Annotated in this window: 11 protein-coding genes; 7 read left to right on the top strand and 4 right to left on the bottom strand. The window is 73.8% G+C overall.

Annotated elements, in window-relative coordinates:
* Window positions 1–3: 3 nt before the first annotated feature.
* Window positions 4–1,536 carry a hypothetical protein gene (locus ACGFY9_RS14750; protein WP_393754103.1) on the bottom strand — a complete coding sequence of 511 codons (1,533 nt, stop codon included), beginning with the start codon at window positions 1,534–1,536 and terminating at the stop codon, window positions 4–6.
* Window positions 1,537–1,716: 180 nt separating this feature from the next.
* Here ACGFY9_RS14750 and ACGFY9_RS14745 point away from each other — a divergent pair, with 180 nt between their 5' ends.
* The 3 genes from ACGFY9_RS14745 to ACGFY9_RS14735 all read left to right on the top strand — a co-directional run bounded on the left by ACGFY9_RS14745 (window position 1,717) and on the right by ACGFY9_RS14735 (window position 4,588).
* Window positions 1,717–2,301 (top strand): PDZ domain-containing protein, encoded by a 585-nt coding sequence (locus ACGFY9_RS14745; RefSeq protein WP_393754102.1) that lies wholly within the window; start codon window positions 1,717–1,719, stop codon window positions 2,299–2,301.
* 175 nt (window positions 2,302–2,476) lie between these two features.
* Window positions 2,477–3,604 (top strand): M24 family metallopeptidase, encoded by a 1,128-nt coding sequence (locus tag ACGFY9_RS14740; RefSeq protein ID WP_393754101.1) that lies wholly within the window; start codon window positions 2,477–2,479, stop codon window positions 3,602–3,604.
* 45 nt (window positions 3,605–3,649) lie between these two features.
* The gene (locus tag ACGFY9_RS14735; protein ID WP_393754100.1) at window positions 3,650–4,588 is read left to right on the top strand and encodes a phosphotransferase family protein; all 939 of its coding nucleotides are present in this window, start codon (window positions 3,650–3,652) and stop codon (window positions 4,586–4,588) included.
* A 23-nt stretch (window positions 4,589–4,611) separates the two neighbouring features.
* On the opposite strand, the gene treZ is transcribed toward ACGFY9_RS14735, so the two are convergent.
* Entirely contained in the window at window positions 4,612–6,357 is a 1,746-nt protein-coding gene (gene treZ / locus ACGFY9_RS14730) for a malto-oligosyltrehalose trehalohydrolase (RefSeq protein ID WP_393754099.1), read from the bottom strand.
* A 173-nt stretch (window positions 6,358–6,530) separates the two neighbouring features.
* On the opposite strand from treZ, the gene ACGFY9_RS14725 reads away from it, so the two are divergent.
* From ACGFY9_RS14725 to ACGFY9_RS14715, 3 genes are all read left to right on the top strand, one after another.
* Window positions 6,531–7,082 carry an FHA domain-containing protein gene (locus tag ACGFY9_RS14725; protein ID WP_393754098.1) on the top strand — a complete coding sequence of 184 codons (552 nt, stop codon included), beginning with the start codon at window positions 6,531–6,533 and terminating at the stop codon, window positions 7,080–7,082.
* Window positions 7,083–7,245: 163 nt separating this feature from the next.
* The gene (locus ACGFY9_RS14720) at window positions 7,246–8,727 is read left to right on the top strand and encodes a M14 family zinc carboxypeptidase (protein ID WP_393754097.1); all 1,482 of its coding nucleotides are present in this window, start codon (window positions 7,246–7,248) and stop codon (window positions 8,725–8,727) included.
* Window positions 8,724–9,209, top strand: a complete 486-nt coding sequence (locus ACGFY9_RS14715) for an SSI family serine proteinase inhibitor (protein WP_393754096.1) — start codon at window positions 8,724–8,726, stop codon at window positions 9,207–9,209. The genes ACGFY9_RS14720 and ACGFY9_RS14715 overlap by 4 nt, the downstream gene beginning before the upstream one ends.
* A 22-nt stretch (window positions 9,210–9,231) precedes the next feature.
* Here ACGFY9_RS14715 and ACGFY9_RS14710 read toward each other — a convergent pair whose 3' ends face one another.
* The gene (locus ACGFY9_RS14710) at window positions 9,232–10,524 is read right to left on the bottom strand and encodes a M14 family zinc carboxypeptidase (RefSeq protein WP_393754095.1); all 1,293 of its coding nucleotides are present in this window, start codon (window positions 10,522–10,524) and stop codon (window positions 9,232–9,234) included.
* Between the two features lie 511 nt (window positions 10,525–11,035).
* On the opposite strand from ACGFY9_RS14710, the gene ACGFY9_RS14705 reads away from it, so the two are divergent.
* Window positions 11,036–12,130 carry a cytochrome P450 gene (locus ACGFY9_RS14705; RefSeq protein WP_393754094.1) on the top strand — a complete coding sequence of 365 codons (1,095 nt, stop codon included), beginning with the start codon at window positions 11,036–11,038 and terminating at the stop codon, window positions 12,128–12,130.
* On the opposite strand, the gene treY is transcribed toward ACGFY9_RS14705, so the two are convergent.
* Window positions 12,127–14,484 (bottom strand): malto-oligosyltrehalose synthase, encoded by a 2,358-nt coding sequence (treY, locus tag ACGFY9_RS14700; RefSeq protein ID WP_393754093.1) that lies wholly within the window; start codon window positions 14,482–14,484, stop codon window positions 12,127–12,129. The two genes, ACGFY9_RS14705 and treY, sit on opposite strands and share 4 nt — an antisense overlap.
* Window positions 14,485–14,526: the final 42 nt, after the last annotated feature.

Raw genomic sequence — 14,526 nt, 5'->3', positions numbered from 1 at the left:
CCCTCACCGGAGGTCCCGGGCATCCCGGACCCGCTCCGCCACGTCCTCGGCGAGCTCGCGCAGGGCCGGTGCGGCCGCTCCCGTGAGCTCGCCGAGTATCTCGTCGGCGGCCGCCAGCGTGGCGCGGGCCTCCTCCGGCAGGTCCGCGTCGGCCAGGTCGCGCGCCAGGGCGTAGTGCTCCTTGGCGATGAACCGGCCGAGGTTCACGCCCTGCCAGTGCCGGAGCGAGTCGTCGGCGGGGGCGGCAAGGATCTCCCGCAGAGCCTTCAACGTCCCGCTCGCCTGGGCGAGTTGACCTGTCTCGCGCTCCAGTCGGGCCTGGGTCAGCCACACCGAGACGCGGTCCCATGCCGTGTCCTGGAGGGCGGCGTGGAGGCGCTGGGCGCGCAGTGCCTGGGGAAGGTCACCGAGTTGCTCGAAGTCGTGGGCGAGCGAGGACAGATCAGAGGTGTCCAGCGTCTTCGGCGCCTCCGGTCGCCGTAGCAGCCCCTGGTCCATGACGATCTCGTCGAGTCTGCGGATCAGGGCGGCCCGGGCCAGCTCGGTGAGCCCCTGATCGGCCGCCAACTCGGTCCAGGTGTACAGGGGTTCGTCGGAGGGGTCCGCACCGAAGAACGACTCATCCAGCCCTCGGGCCCACTCCCGCAGGGTGGTTCCGTCCGCGTCGGGCCGGGGCATCTCGCTCAGCCCGCACGCGGTGTCGAAGTCCGTCTCCCGCACCTCGTCCAGGAGCGGCAGATCCTCGGCGTGCCCGCGCAGCCCCACCAGCACGGCGGCGAGCCGCAGTTCGTCCGTCATCGACGAGCGGGCCTCGTGCCGCAGCAGATATCGCAGCAACTCCAGATCGCCGTCCGCGCGGTCGAACTGCGCCGCCCGCAGCACGAGTCGACGCCGTACGGGATCCTCGGCCGTCGCGTCCCACGCCGTACGATCGCCCGCCCGCAGCGCCGCGAGATCCGCCCGCCCCTGGGCGAGCACCGGCTCCCACAGAGGGGGACGGGGATGCCGGTCCAGGAGGTCGTAGGCGCAGCCCTCCTCCGCGTTGAGGAGCAGGAAGTCGGGCTCGGTGCGCAGCAGGGCGGTGTGCAGCATGCCGATCAGCTCGACCGGGGAACGCTCGGGCAGGCCCAGGGCGGCGCGGAGTTCGGGCCTCGCCTCGTCGATGCCGTAGTCCTCGCGGAACTCCTCCTCCACCTCCGCGACCCGGGCCAGGACCTTCTCCGGGCCGTCGGCCGGGGACAGGTCCAGATGGTCGCGCCAGCCCGGCAGACCGATCACGATCTCCAACGCCTCGTCGACAGTCGAGCCGATGATCCCGGCCGAGCCCTCGGAGTCGGCGTACAGCACGGATCCGTCCGCGCACACGAAGTACGTACCGCCCGCTCCGTCACCCGCGACCGGACGCACCGGGCCGCCCGAGGCCAGCCGGACCGGCTCGACGTGATCGGTCCGGTCCAGGTCGAAGTCGAAGGGGGACACGGCCAGTTCGGCCAGGTGAGCGTGCTGTTGGAGCAGCCGCAGAGCGTGATCGCTCATGTCACAGAACGTAACAGCCGCCACTGACAACGGGCCCGGACCGCTGTGAACAGCCGGCAGGGGCGGGTCCTCGCCGCCCTGACACCTACGGCTTCCCTCTCCTGACCCTCGGTCAGTCTCACTCGTTCGTGGCACGTCGCGCGCCGGTGCGCCGGGTAGAGCATCTGCCGGAGGCGATCCATGGAACAGACTGCGTTGCGTCCCAAGCCGATGCCCGGTCAGGAACCCGGCGGCGGCACCAAGCCCGGCCCCACCCGGCGCCCGCACGCCGCGCGGCGCCGCGGCCGACGGCTCATGACCCTGCTGTTCGGCCTGTTCGTCGGGACCGTCCTGGTGCTGTCGGGGGTCGGTCTCGGCACGGTCGGCGCCACGGTGATCGGCATGAGCAAACTCGCCGAGATGCAGCGCCAGGCGGGCGGGCAGCCGGCGCCGACGAGCCGTCCCACCGGCCGGCCCGCGGCCTCCGCGAGCCCGACGCCGTCACCGTCGCTCACGCCGGCCGTCGCGACACTCGGCGTGGAAGCCGTGGACGCCGAGAAGGCGGGCGCCCTGATCGTCGGCGTCCATATCCCCGGCCCCGGCTACACGGCCGGCCTGATCCGCGGCGACGTCCTGCTCACGTTCGGCGGCACCCGGGTCGACTCGGCGGCCGACCTCGCGCGCGCGGTCGCGCGTGCCCATCCCGGCGACGAGGTCACGGTCACGGTGCGGCACAACAGCGGCGGCTTCCAGCAGTTCACCGTGGTCCCCGGGTACATCGTCTGACACGGCGTCGCGCGTCGCCCTGGAAGTGGCCCGCGACGTGACGCCGATCGCCGGCCGGGAGAGCACTGGACGCGATGCCCGGACCGGGGAAGTCCCGCCGATCGGCTCGCGTGGCCCTCCGGGTCCGGGCAGGATGCTGACCGTAGCCCCGTTCCGTCCGTCCTCGGAGGCCTGAATGACCGGTAGCACGCCCGCGCCCTTCGCCGCCGCCGACTACAGGGCCCGCATGGACCGCGCCGCGCGGGCCGCCGCCGACGCCGGTCTCGCGGGGCTCCTGGTCGCACCGGGACCGGACCTGGTGTGGCTCACCGGCTACGCGCCCACCGCGGTCACCGAACGGCTCACCGTGCTCGTCCTGGCCCCCGGCCGCTCCCCGGTCCTCGTCGTGCCCACCCTGGAGGCCCCCGACGCGGCCAAGGCGGCCGGCGCCGACGCCCTCACTCTGCGCGACTGGACCGACGGCAAGGACCCCTACGCCGCCACCGCCGCCCTCCTCGACGCGACGGGCCGCTTCGGCATCAGCGACAACGCCTGGTCCATGCACCTGCTCGGACTCCAGAAGACGCTGCCCGACACCACCTACGCCTCCCTCACCGACGCACTGCCGATGCTGCGCGCGGTGAAGGACGCGGCCGAACTGGACCTCATGGCGGCCGCCGGAGCGGCCGCAGACGCAACGTACGAGGAGATCCGGAAGGTTCCCTTCGCCGGCCGCCGCGAGTCCGACGTCGGCGCCGATCTCGCCGATCTGCTACGGCAGTTCGGGCACTCCCAGGTCGACTTCACGATCGTCGCCTCGGGCCCCAACGGAGCCAACCCGCACCACGAGGTCGGCGACCGCGTCATCCAGCGGGACGACATGATCGTCCTCGACTTCGGCGGACTCAAGGACGGCTACGGCTCGGACACCTCGCGCACGGTCCACGTCGGTGAACCCAGCGACGAGGAACAGCGCGTCCACGACCTCGTCCGCGAGGCCCAGGAGGCCGGGTTCCGCGCGGTGCGCCCGGGAGTCGCCTGCCAGGAGGTCGACCGCGCCGCCCGCGCGGTCATCGACGACGCCGGATACGGCCCCTACTTCATCCACCGCACCGGCCACGGCATCGGCGTCACCACGCACGAGCCGCCGTACATGATCGAGGGCGAGGAACAGCCCCTCGTGCCCGGGATGTGCTTCTCCGTGGAGCCCGGCATCTATCTGCCCGGCCGCTTCGGGGTGCGCATCGAGGACATCGTCACCGTCACCCAGGACGGCGGGCGACGGCTCAACAACACGGCACGCGAGATGGCCCTGGTGGACTGACGACGACCAGGAGCCCCCGACACCCCGAACGGCGACGGCGCGACCATGACCCAGGCACCGACACCCACCGCGGACACCGTCCGCCAGCTGGTCCGTTCCCTGCTCAAGGACGGTGCGGCCGACGGTGCCGGACCCGAGATCAGGCCCGTGGCCGAGGGCGGCGAGCACGGCACCTGGTGGGTCGGCTCCCGCCATGTGCTGCGCCTGGCCCCGGACCGTGCGGCCACCGTGCGGCAACGCCGTGAACTGCGCCTGCGCGACCTCGTCCGGCCGTATCTCCCCGTCGCGGTTCCAACCAGCGTGGCGCACGGCGAGTGGGCGCCGGGGCTCAGCTACACGCTGGACACCAAGGTGCCCGGCCGGTCCGGCGAGGACCAGGACGTCTCCGCCGTCGGTGAGGCCGACCTGGCGGGGCTGCTCACCGGGCTGCGCGAGGTGCCCGTACGGCAGGCCGAGTCGCTCGGGATCCCGCGCGCCGCACCGCGCTCCCTGGAGGAGCTGCGCCGCACCGCCGAGCAGGCCGCCGAACGCCTTGCCGCCGCCGACGAGTTCGACGCCGCACGCCTCCACCAGCTCACCCAGCCCGGCGCGATCCAGCTCGCCGCCCAGCCCGGCACCGCGGTCCTCGTCCACCACGACCTCAAGGGCGAGCACCTCGTGGTGAGCACCGACGGCCGGGTCCGTGGCGTCCTGGACTGGACCGACGCGACCCTCGGCGACCCCGCCGAGGACATCGCCGGGCTCGCCCTGGCGGTCGGTTCGCCCGCCGCCGTACGCGCCGCGACCCTCGCCGGCTACGGCGCCCGCCCCTGTCTGCGCGGCCTCTGGCTCGCCCGCTGCGACACCGTCGTCCGCCTCGCCGACCACCTCAAGGGCCGCGACGCCGGGCCCGTCCCGCTCCTCAGGACCCAGCTACGGCGGACCTGGGAGGCGATCCTGCTGGAGCGGGTGACGGAACTCCGGGAAGGCGACGGGGAGTTGTAGCGCGTAAACGCTCGCGCAAGCGTTTACGCCTGCGCCAGCACCACGCACGACTCCCCGGGCAGCCGCAGCAGCCCGTCCGCCCCCGGCGCCTCCACCGGCTCCCACGCGGCCAGGATCTCCGCCGGGCGCGTGCCCAGGGGGATCGCGGCCGGCTCCTTGCCGAGGTTCACGGCGACGCGTACGTCTCCGCGGCGCAGCGCGAGCCAGCGGGCGTCCTCGTCGTAGGCCACCTTCGTGTCGGTGAGGTCGGGGTCCGTGAGGTCGGGCTGTTCATGGCGGAGGGCGATGAGCCGGCGGTACCAGGCCAGCACACGCGCGTGGGGCTCGTTCTCCGGCTCCGACCAGTCGAGGCAGGAGCGGTCGCGGGTCGCCGGGTCCTGGGGGTCGGGTACGTCCTCCGCGGCCCAGCCGTGCGACGTGAACTCCCGCCGCCTGCCCTGCCGTACGGCCTCCGCGAGGTGCGGGTCGGTGTGGTCGGTGAAGAACTGCCAGGGCGTGCCCGCGGCCCACTCCTCGCCCATGAACAGCATCGGCGTGAAGGGCCCGGTCAGGGTCAGCGCGGCGGCGCAGGCCAGCAGCCCGGGGGAGAGGGAGGCCGAAAGGCGGTCCCCCTGGGCGCGGTTGCCGATCTGGTCGTGGGTCTGGCTGTAGCCGAGGAGGCGGTGCGCGGCCACGCGCGTGCGGTCGAGGCGGCGGCCGTGGTGCCGGTCCCGGAAGCTCGAATAGGTGCCGTCGTGGAAGAAGCCACCGGTCAGGGTCTTGGCGATCGCCGCGAGCGGGGCCCGCGCGAAGTCCGCGTAGTAGCCCTGCGATTCACCGGTCACCGCGGTGTGCAGAGCGTGGTGGAAGTCGTCGTTCCACTGCGCGTGCAGCCCCAGGCCACCCTCCGCGCGGGAGGTGACCACACGCGGGTCGTTGAGGTCGGACTCGGCGACCAGGAACAGTGGCCGGCCCGTCTCGGCGGCCAACGCGTCGACGGCGGACGACAGTTCCTCCAGGAAGTGGCACGCGCGCGTGTCCTGCAGCGCGTGCACCGCGTCCAGCCGCAGCCCGTCGATCCGGTACTCGCGCAGCCACGCCAGCGCGCTGCCCAGCAGGAACGTGCGCACCTCGTCCGAGCCGGGCGCGTCCAGGTTGACCGCGCTGCCCCAGGGGGTCTGGTGCGTGTCCGTGAAGTAGGGGCCGAACGCGGGCAGGTAATTGCCGGACGGGCCAAGGTGGTTGTGCACCACGTCGAGCACGACACCCAGGCCCAGTTCGTGGGCCCGGTCGACGAACCGCTTGAGTCCCTCGGGGCCGCCGTAGGGCTCGTGCACGGCCCACAGCGAGACGCCCTCGTAGCCCCAGCCGTGCCGGCCCGGGAACGGGCACAGGGGCATCAACTCGACGTGTGTGACGCCCAGTTCGACGAGATGGCCGAGCCGGTCGGCGGCTGCGTCCAGGTTGCCTTCGGGCGTGTACGTGCCGACGTGCAGCTCGTAGAGCACCGCTCCGGGCAGCGGGCGTCCGGACCACGCGGCACGCCACGCGTAACGCTCGTGGTCGACGACCGCGCTCAGCCCGTCCGGGCCGTCCGGCTGCCGGCGCGAGCGCGGGTCGGGCAGCGGCGGGCCGTCGTCCACCGCGAACCCGTACCGCGTGCCGTCGACCGCCTCCGCCTCGCCGCTCCACCACCCCACGCGCTCGAGATCGCGTTCCAACGCGCGCGTGGCGCCCTCACAATGGAGCGTCACACGGTCTGCCTCTGGTGCCCACACCTCGAACTGCACGGACGGTTCCCCTTCGTCTGCTCACCGGGATGTAGCCCGTCCATCGTGCTTCAAACGAGATCAATCCGCTTTTGAATCCGTCCCTTTGGCGCAGGTGTCGTCATCTTCACGCGCGTGCGTGCCGTTTCCGCGTCTTCTGGACACCCGGGGTTCACTGCCCGACAATCACGAACGTGACGTCGTCCTTCGAGTTCCACACGTACCCCGCGCGGCTGTCCGACGCGGAGCGCGACAAGGCGCTCAAGGTCCTCCACGACGGCGTCGCCATGGGGCGGCTGTCCCACGACACGTTCATCCGGCGCATGGAACTGGCGCTCGCCGCCCGCCGGTCCGAGGACCTCGTGCCGCTCACCGCCGACCTGCCCACCGAAAGCCGTGTCTCCAGGGTGCTGTTCGGCACCGTGGAGGCCGTCTCCGGCTTCACCGTACGGCTGCGGAGGGCCTGGCAGGCCGAGCGGCTCCCCAAGCTGCTGCTGCCCCACCCGGGCAACGGCCATCCGCTGCGCATCGGCCGCGACCCCGCCAACGGGCTGCGCCTGACCCACGAGACGGTGTCCCGGGTGCACGCCGAACTCAGCCGCCAGGGCGGCATGTGGGTGCTGCGCGACCTCGGTTCGACCAACGGCACGACGGTCAACGGCCGACGGGTGATCGGCGCGGCCGTCGTCCGCGAGGGCGACCAGATCGGCTTCGGCCGGATGACGTTCCGGCTCGCCGGCGCCTGAGCGCGAACACAGCCCCTACCTCACCTCTGGCCTGGGCATTACCCGATGTGGCAACCGGGGAGATACGTCAAATCCCTTTCCGTACGGCGGTGTTGACGTACCCCTCACGCCGTGACTGACTGTGCGTACACCATGCACATCAGGTGAACCGACGGCACCGCCATTGTGGAGGTGTGCCCTGCCGCCACTCCTCCGCTACCCGTCCGTGGACGAGTTGGCCGCCCAGGCCGCCGCGCTCGTCGCCCGCCGCCCCCAGGACGCCCGGCTGCGCCGCGTCGGGACCTCTCGCGCCGGTACGCCCCTGTGGCTGCTCTCCGTGGGCCACGGCAGCCGTCAGGCCCTCGTGGTCGCCGGACCGCACGCCAACGAGCCTGTGGGCGGCGCGACGGTGCTGCGGCTGGCCGAACGGGTCCTCGCCGACCCCCGGTTGAGCGAGGGCGCCGACGCCACCTGGAATCTGCTGCTGTGCCTCGACCCCGACGGCTCGCGCCGCAACGAGGGCTGGCTGCCCGGCCCGTACAGTCTCGGCCGGTACTTCCGGAACTTCTTCCGGCCCGGCTTCCTGGAACAGCCCGAGTGGCTGCCCCACGGCGCGGCAGGCGCCCGACTCCCGGAAACGCGCGCCCTGTTGGAGATCCAGGACGAACTCCGGCCCTTCCTCCAGTGCTCCCTGCACGGCGTCGACGTGGGCGGCGGCTTCGTGGAGCTGACCCACGACCTCCCGGGCCTCGCCCGCCGCGTCGCCCACACCGCGACCCGCCTCGGCATCCCGCGCGAACTCGGCCCCTACGACACCCTGTACTGGCCGAGCCTCGGCCCCGCCGTCTACCGCATCCCGCCACCGCGCCCGGGGGATCTCGCCGCGGCCATCACCGAGGCCGCCGTCGAGTCCACCTGGTACCACCCCCACCGGCACGGCACGGTGACCGCGGTCGTGGAAGCGCCCATGTGGGGCGTGACCGGCGTCGAGAACGGCGCGCCGCCCACCGACGCGGACGCGTTCCTCCGCACCGTGAGCCACACCCTGCGCCACGACAGCCGCCTCCTGGAACAACTCCTCGCGCGGATACGGCCGTTCGTGCAGGGCGCGACGGAGGAGGGGATGGGCGTCGGGCTGAGGGACGCCTGGCCGAGGCCCGCCACCGAGCCGGTCGGGGTGCCCGCGCGGGACGCCGCCGACACCCGTCCCCGAACCCTCGTCGTGTCCGACGCGGCGCGGCTGCTCGCCCCGGTCGACGACTATTTACTGGTGATCCCCGGGCTCGCCGACGCGTGGGATCCGGATGTCGACACCGGCGCCGCCCGCCCGCTGCCACCGCTCAACACCGCCCACCTGGCCGCCCTGCGCATCGCGGGGCGGCGGCTGGCGCTGCGGACGGCGGGGCTGCTGTACCAGCTCGTGATCGCCTCCGGGCGCGATCCGGCCGGTGTGCTACCGGAGTTGGACCGGCTGATCGACCAGTGGTGCGCCGACTACCGCGACGGCTGCGGCGCGCGCTGGATCTCGGTCGCGCGCCAGGTCGAGTACCAGTCGCGCGTGGTGCTCAGCGCGTTCGAACTGGCCCGGCGGCACGCGCCCGTGCGCTCCCGTTCGGGTGAGCCGGGGTGGGGTACGGAGACCGCGGTGCCGATGCACCGGGAATGACGAACACCACCTTCAAGCCGTACGCCCCGAAGAAGCGCACCTCCACAACCCGCACCCTGAAGACACGCATCGTGAGAACGGCCGCGCTCCACGGCACTCTGCTGGCCGCGCTCGTCCTCCTCGCCGCCGGACAGGCACCGGCCCAGGCCGCCGCACCCCGCCACGGCATCCGGGGCGACTGGCTCTACCTCACCGTCACCCGGGGCGACAGCCGGTCCAGCGACACGCGCGGGACGCTGCTGCTGTGCGACCCGCCCCAGGGGCACGCCCACGCGGCCGAGGCCTGTGCCGAACTGGGCGCCGCGGGCGGCGACATCGACGCCATCCCGGCCGAGGGCGTCATGTGCCCGATGATCTACGCCCCGGTGACCGCCCACGCGCACGGGGAGTGGAAGGGGCGTCCGGTCGACTACAGGAGGACGTTCTCCAACGGGTGCGCCATGGCGGCGCACACAGGAGAGGTCTTCGCGCTGGACACCTGAGACACGGGCCGGGCGGGCGGCGTCAGGCCGAGCGTTGGGCACGCACGCGTGGAGCGTCTCCGAATCCGCCCGCCTGCTCGCGCGCGTACAACGCCGCCGCCACGACCGTGCGGGACTGATGCTCGACCTGGTGCTCCAGGGGCACCCAGCGGGCCCGGAAGCGTTCCGCGAAGGCGTCGCTCCAGGTCGCCACGAGGTGTTCGAGCAGGGGCGCCGCACGGTCGTCGGTCTCCCGCAGGACCCGCAGCAGCATCGCCGCGGCCCGCAACGGCAGCCGGCGCCCGAACGCGTCCACGCTGCCGACGTACGCCATCGTCGTGTCGGCGGGCGGTGTGTGCATCCAGTCAGCGGCCAGGCCGGGCACCAGCTCCAGGGCCCACTTCCCGGCCCGCAGCAGCGGTGTGTCGACGCCCTGGAGGCGCGGCAGCGCGTCGGCGAGGACCCACTCCACCTCCCGCGTGTCCCGCAGCAGGCGGCGCGCCAGCCGCCGTATCGCCGCCGCCGGGGCGGGATGCGGTGCCGGGTCGTCCACCAGGTCGCTGGCCCACATCGGCACCTCCACGACCGCGGTGAGGCCGCCGTAGCGGTGCGCGTGGTACCAGGTGCTGTGCCGGGCGTCGTCCGGCATGCTCGGGTACGCCACGTCCGAACCGGGCGCCGGCATCACATGCACCCCGGGCCCCGAGGCGGGCCAGCCCGCCGCGTCCGAGGCGCCCGTCTCCACCGGGATGTGCAGCTCGGCCGCCGACTTGGCGAACGGCTCGGCCAGCCCCGGTATGTCCTTCGTCAGCTGCACCCAGCTGCCGCCCAGATCGGTCCCGTGCAGGGTGACCTGGAGGTAGGGCCGCAGCTCGTCGATCACCCGGGTCAACGCCCGTGTCTCGGGCGGCAGTCGGTCGGGCGGCAGCACGGAGGGCGACCACTCCGGCTGCTCGGGCCCGGCCGGACGGTAGAAGCCCAGGTGGTAGTCGAGCAGGCTGCGCGGCGCCGGCGTGACATGCAGGCTCGCCCCGTCCGGGTCGGCGCAGAGCAGGAAGTGCCAGGAGGTGTCCGACCTCAACTCCCTTTCCCGTACGACCCGTTCGGCCAGGGCGAGGAGAGTGGAGCCGCCGGTCGGCTCGTTGGCGTGGGCGCCCGCGACCACCAGGACGGCGCGGCGGGCGTGCCCCACGGACAGCAGATGGAGTGGCCTGCCCGCGCGGGAGACACCCACCTGCCTCAGAGCGCACAGGCCCGGCCGGTGCGCGGCCAACGCCCTTGCGGACGAGACCAGTTCGGTCACGCTGGGGTATCGCAACTCCGGCAGGAGACTCACCCCCGATTAGTCAGCTCCGGCTTCGCAACCGCAGTACTTCACGGGCTCTGTCAACTGTCAAGGAGCCTGCGGGGGAGGCTACCGGGGGCGCCCAGGCGCATTTACCGGCAGCCGGTAGGGGCGTTGGTGCCAGCAGGGGGCCGGCGTTCCCCAACGGGTTTCGCGAGCACTCGCGCTCACTCCCGATGACGTCCCCGTCGTGCACACGCGCGTACCCCCGCACCGAGCACACCGACGTCGCCGTTCGTCACCGCACGCCCGCCGCCCGGCACGCACCCCGGGGTCGTACGCGGGTGAGAGCCGGTGGCCAGGACGGTCCTACGGCGTGCGGCCGGGCCGCGTACGCCGTCGGACCAGGGGATGCCTGCTTCACCCGTACGGCCGTACGAGGGCTGCGTCCCGCGCGGTGCGGTGGTCGGCTGGGGGCATCCGCGTGTGTGCGCATGGCGCGGAGGACCGGCCGCGCGCCCCATGGCGCGGGGCGGAGCGACGACCACGGGAGCGGACGGCGGTGCTGTGTCTCACGGACGTGCTCGTCACGCGGACCGCGGGCACCCCGGCCCGTCCACCGGGCCCACCGAGCCTGCGGACGGCCGCACGGGACCCGTATCCGCTCTACCGCACCCTCCGCACGCACTACCCACTTGTGTACGACGAGCCCTTCGGCGCCTGGCTCGTCAGCCGCTACGACGACGTCCGCGCCGCGCTCGCCGACCCGCGGCTCGTCGCCCTGCCCGGCGACGGGCCGGCCGAAGCGGGGCGGCTCCTCGACCGGGCGCTGCGCGGGCCCGGGCTGGCCGCCCTGACCGCCGCCGTCGAACGCGGCGCCCATGTCCTCGCCCGTCGGCTGGCCGCGCGTGAAGAGGCCGACCTGGTGGCCGAGTTCTGCGACTGGCTGCCCACCGCGACGGTCGTGGCCGCGCTCGGGCTGCCGTACGAGGAGACCGCGCGGGTGCACTGCTGGTGTCGCACGGGACTCGGCCCCTCCGGGGGCGGGCTTTCCGAACTGGGCGTCTTCCTGCGCCCGTTGACGGCCCGGCGCCGCGCCCACCCGGGCGGCGACCTGCTCTCCGTCCTGTGCGCCGCGCGGACCGACGAGGCCGTCACGAAACTGGTGGGCGCGCTGCTCGGCGCGGCCGGCGAGACCACCGCGCGGGCGCTCGCGTCGTTCCTCGCCAACCTCCTCGACCATCCGGGCCAGTTGGAGGTGCTCCGCGCCCGCCCCGGGCTCACGGCCGGGGCCTGGGCGGAGTCCCTGCGCCGCGATCCGCCGCTGCACATCGTGCTGCGCCGGGCCGTCGAACCCGTCGGCGTGATCCCCGCCGGGGCCACCGTCGCCTGCCTCCTCGGCGCCGCCGGCCGCGACCCGGAACGCTTCACCGACCCCGACCGCTACGACGCCTTCCGCCCCGACCCCGCCCCGCTCGCCCACGGCACCGGGCGCCACACCTCCTCCGACGCCCTCCTCGCCCGTCTCGCGGCCGAACACGGTCTACGGGCCCTGCTGACCGCCCTGCCGGGCCTCCGCCGCGCAGAGGGCGCCCGGACGGCGCCGGAGGATCTGGTCCGGCGCTCGCCCAAGGTCCTCAGGGTCCGCACCCGCTAGTGGCTCTCGCCCACCCGCTCCAACAGCACCGCCGGCAACGTCCCGAAGACGTCCTCCACGCGTGCGTGCCCCGTGAACTCCCGCTCCGGAGCGAGCACATCGGCCCATCGCCCCGGTGGCAGCGCGAGCACCGTGTCGCGCCAGCCGCCCGCCGCAGCGAGCCGCGCCGACAGCCGGGTCACCGCCGTGACCACGGCGTCCGAGCGCGTGAACGCCACGCAGTGCGCCGCCGCCGGGCCCTCCGCCGTCAGCGGGGTGTACGTCGCCGCGTCCCCGAAGGCCTCGGGGCGGCGGGCCCGCAGCCGTAGCGCGGCGGACGTCAGCGCGCCCTTGTCGCCGGGGTGCGGTGGCGGGAAGGGCACCGGGCGCCGGTTGTCGGGGTCGACCAGGGCCCGGTACTCGGCCTCCGTGCCCTGGTAGAGGTCCGGTACGCCCGGCATCGTCAGCTGAACCAGGGCGGCGCCGAGCATGTTGGCCCGGATGTGCGGCTTAAGTGCCGTGCGCAACGCGGCCACGTGCTCGCCGGGCGCCCCGCACGGGCCCGCCGCGACGAACGCCGCCACCGCCTCCTCGTACGGCGGCTCCTGCTCCGTCCAGCTCGTGTACAGGCCCGCCTCGCGCACATGCTTCAGCAGGGCCTCCTGGACGCGCTCCGCGTCAGCCGGGCCGAGCCCGAACACCGTCTGCCAGGCCGCCCACGCCAGTTGAGCGTCCGGCACCCCCTCGCCGGTACGGGTCACCTCGGACAGCACGTCCGCCCAGCGCTCCGGCACCTCGGTGAGCACCGCCAGCGCGGCCCGTACGTCGGCACTGCGCTTGGTGTCGTGGGTCGACAGGACGGTGCCCATGGCGGGCCAGTCGCGCTGCACGCGCGCGCAGTACGCGTGGAAGTCCTCCGGGGACACCGCGGGGCTGCCCGGGTTCCCGCCCACCTCGGTCGCCGACAGCAGCGGCACATAGCGGTAGAACGCCGTGTCCTCCACGGACTTGGCCCGCAGCGCGGACGCGGTCTGCGCGAACCGCGTCCGGAACTCGACCTGCTCGGGCCCGTCCCCGGACCGCCCCAGCAGCAGCTCCCGTACGACGTCGACGGCGCCCGCCTCCTCCGCGACGACGAACGCCTGCCGGGCCTCGGCGGCCGCCTCCTCGGTGACGACGGCGGCGGTGTCGCCCGAGGTGTACGGCCGGTACACCTCCAGGCGGACCAGCAGCTCCAGCAGCGCGGTCCGCAGCGCCCAGGAGGCCCGGTCGCGCAGCGCCGGGTCCGGGGACGTGGCGCACAGGCGGGCCGTGACCCGGGTCAGCCGGTCCATCTCGGCGACCAGCTCGTGCGTGAGCACCTTGTACGCCGCCCGCCGTACCGTCGCCTCCCACTGCCCACCCCGGTCGGTCTGCGGGGCCGCGAACCTCCGGTACTGGCCCAGGAGTTCACCGGCGCCCGCCGGGTCCGTGAACAGCCCGTCGACCTGCCTCAGCGCGTCGTAGCCGGTGGTGCCCGCGACGGGCCAGGACGCCGGCAGGCGCTCCCCGTCCGCGAGGATCTTCTCCACGACCGTCCAGCGGCCCCCGGTCGCCTCGTGCAGCCGCCGGAGGTAGTCGTCGGGGTCGGCGAGGCCGTCGGGGTGGTCGACGCGCAGGCCGTCGACGACGCCCTCGCGCAGCAGCTGCAGCATCTTCGCGTGGGTGGCGTCGAAGACCTCCGGGTCCTCGACGCGCACCCCGATCAGCTCCGAGATGCTGAAGAAGCGCCGGTAGTTGAGCTCGGTGCGGGCCAGCCGCCACCACACGGGGCGGTACCACTGCGCGTCCAGGAGCCGCGGCAGCGGCAGCTCCGCGGTGCCCTCCCGCAGCGGGAAGACGTGGTCGTAGTAGCGCAGGACGTCACCGTCGACCTCCAGGTGCCCCAGCTCCGCGCCGACCGGACCGCCCAGCACCGGCAGCAGCACCTGCCCGCCCTGCGCCTCCCAGTCGATGTCGAACCAGCGCGCGTACGGCGACTTGGGGCCCTCCCGGAGGACCTCCCACAGGGCGTGGTTGTGGCGCGGGGCCATGGCCATGTGGTTAGGGACGATGTCCACCACGAGCCCGAGACCGTGCTCCCGCGCGGTGCGCGCGAGGGCCCGCAGGCCGTCCTCGCCGCCGAGTTCGTCCCGTACGCGCGCGTGGTCGACGACGTCGTAGCCGTGCGTCGAGCCCGGGACGGACTCCAGGACGGGGGACAGGTGCAGGTGCGAGACGCCGAGCGACGCCAGGTACGGCACGGCCGACGCCGCCGCCGCGAACGGGAACTCGGGCTGCAGCTGCAGCCGGTAGGTGGCCGTGGGCACTGCCGGGTCGGGTCGCTCAGGTGTCATGCAGACCTACGTACCCGCCCGGCCGTCTTTCGTGTCATCGAC

The sequence above is a fragment of the Streptomyces sp. NPDC048504 genome (assembly GCF_043200035.1).
Taxonomy (GTDB): domain Bacteria; phylum Actinomycetota; class Actinomycetes; order Streptomycetales; family Streptomycetaceae; genus Streptomyces.
Note: the sequence above shows the minus strand (reverse complement) of the source record. Positions and strands in the feature narration are given on the sequence as shown.

What these genes read in the sequence shown, in the direction of transcription:
- ACGFY9_RS14735 (WP_393754100.1), top strand. Translation starts at nt 3,650, where the DNA reads ATGACCCAGGCACCGACACCCACCGCGGACACCGTCCGCCAGCTGGTC.
- ACGFY9_RS14750 (WP_393754103.1), bottom strand. Translation starts at nt 1,536, where the DNA reads ATGAGCGATCACGCTCTGCGGCTGCTCCAACAGCACGCTCACCTGGCC.
- ACGFY9_RS14740 (WP_393754101.1), top strand. Translation starts at nt 2,477, where the DNA reads ATGACCGGTAGCACGCCCGCGCCCTTCGCCGCCGCCGACTACAGGGCC.
- treY (WP_393754093.1), bottom strand. Translation starts at nt 14,484, where the DNA reads ATGACACCTGAGCGACCCGACCCGGCAGTGCCCACGGCCACCTACCGG.
- ACGFY9_RS14745 (WP_393754102.1), top strand. Translation starts at nt 1,717, where the DNA reads ATGGAACAGACTGCGTTGCGTCCCAAGCCGATGCCCGGTCAGGAACCC.
- ACGFY9_RS14715 (WP_393754096.1), top strand. Translation starts at nt 8,724, where the DNA reads ATGACGAACACCACCTTCAAGCCGTACGCCCCGAAGAAGCGCACCTCC.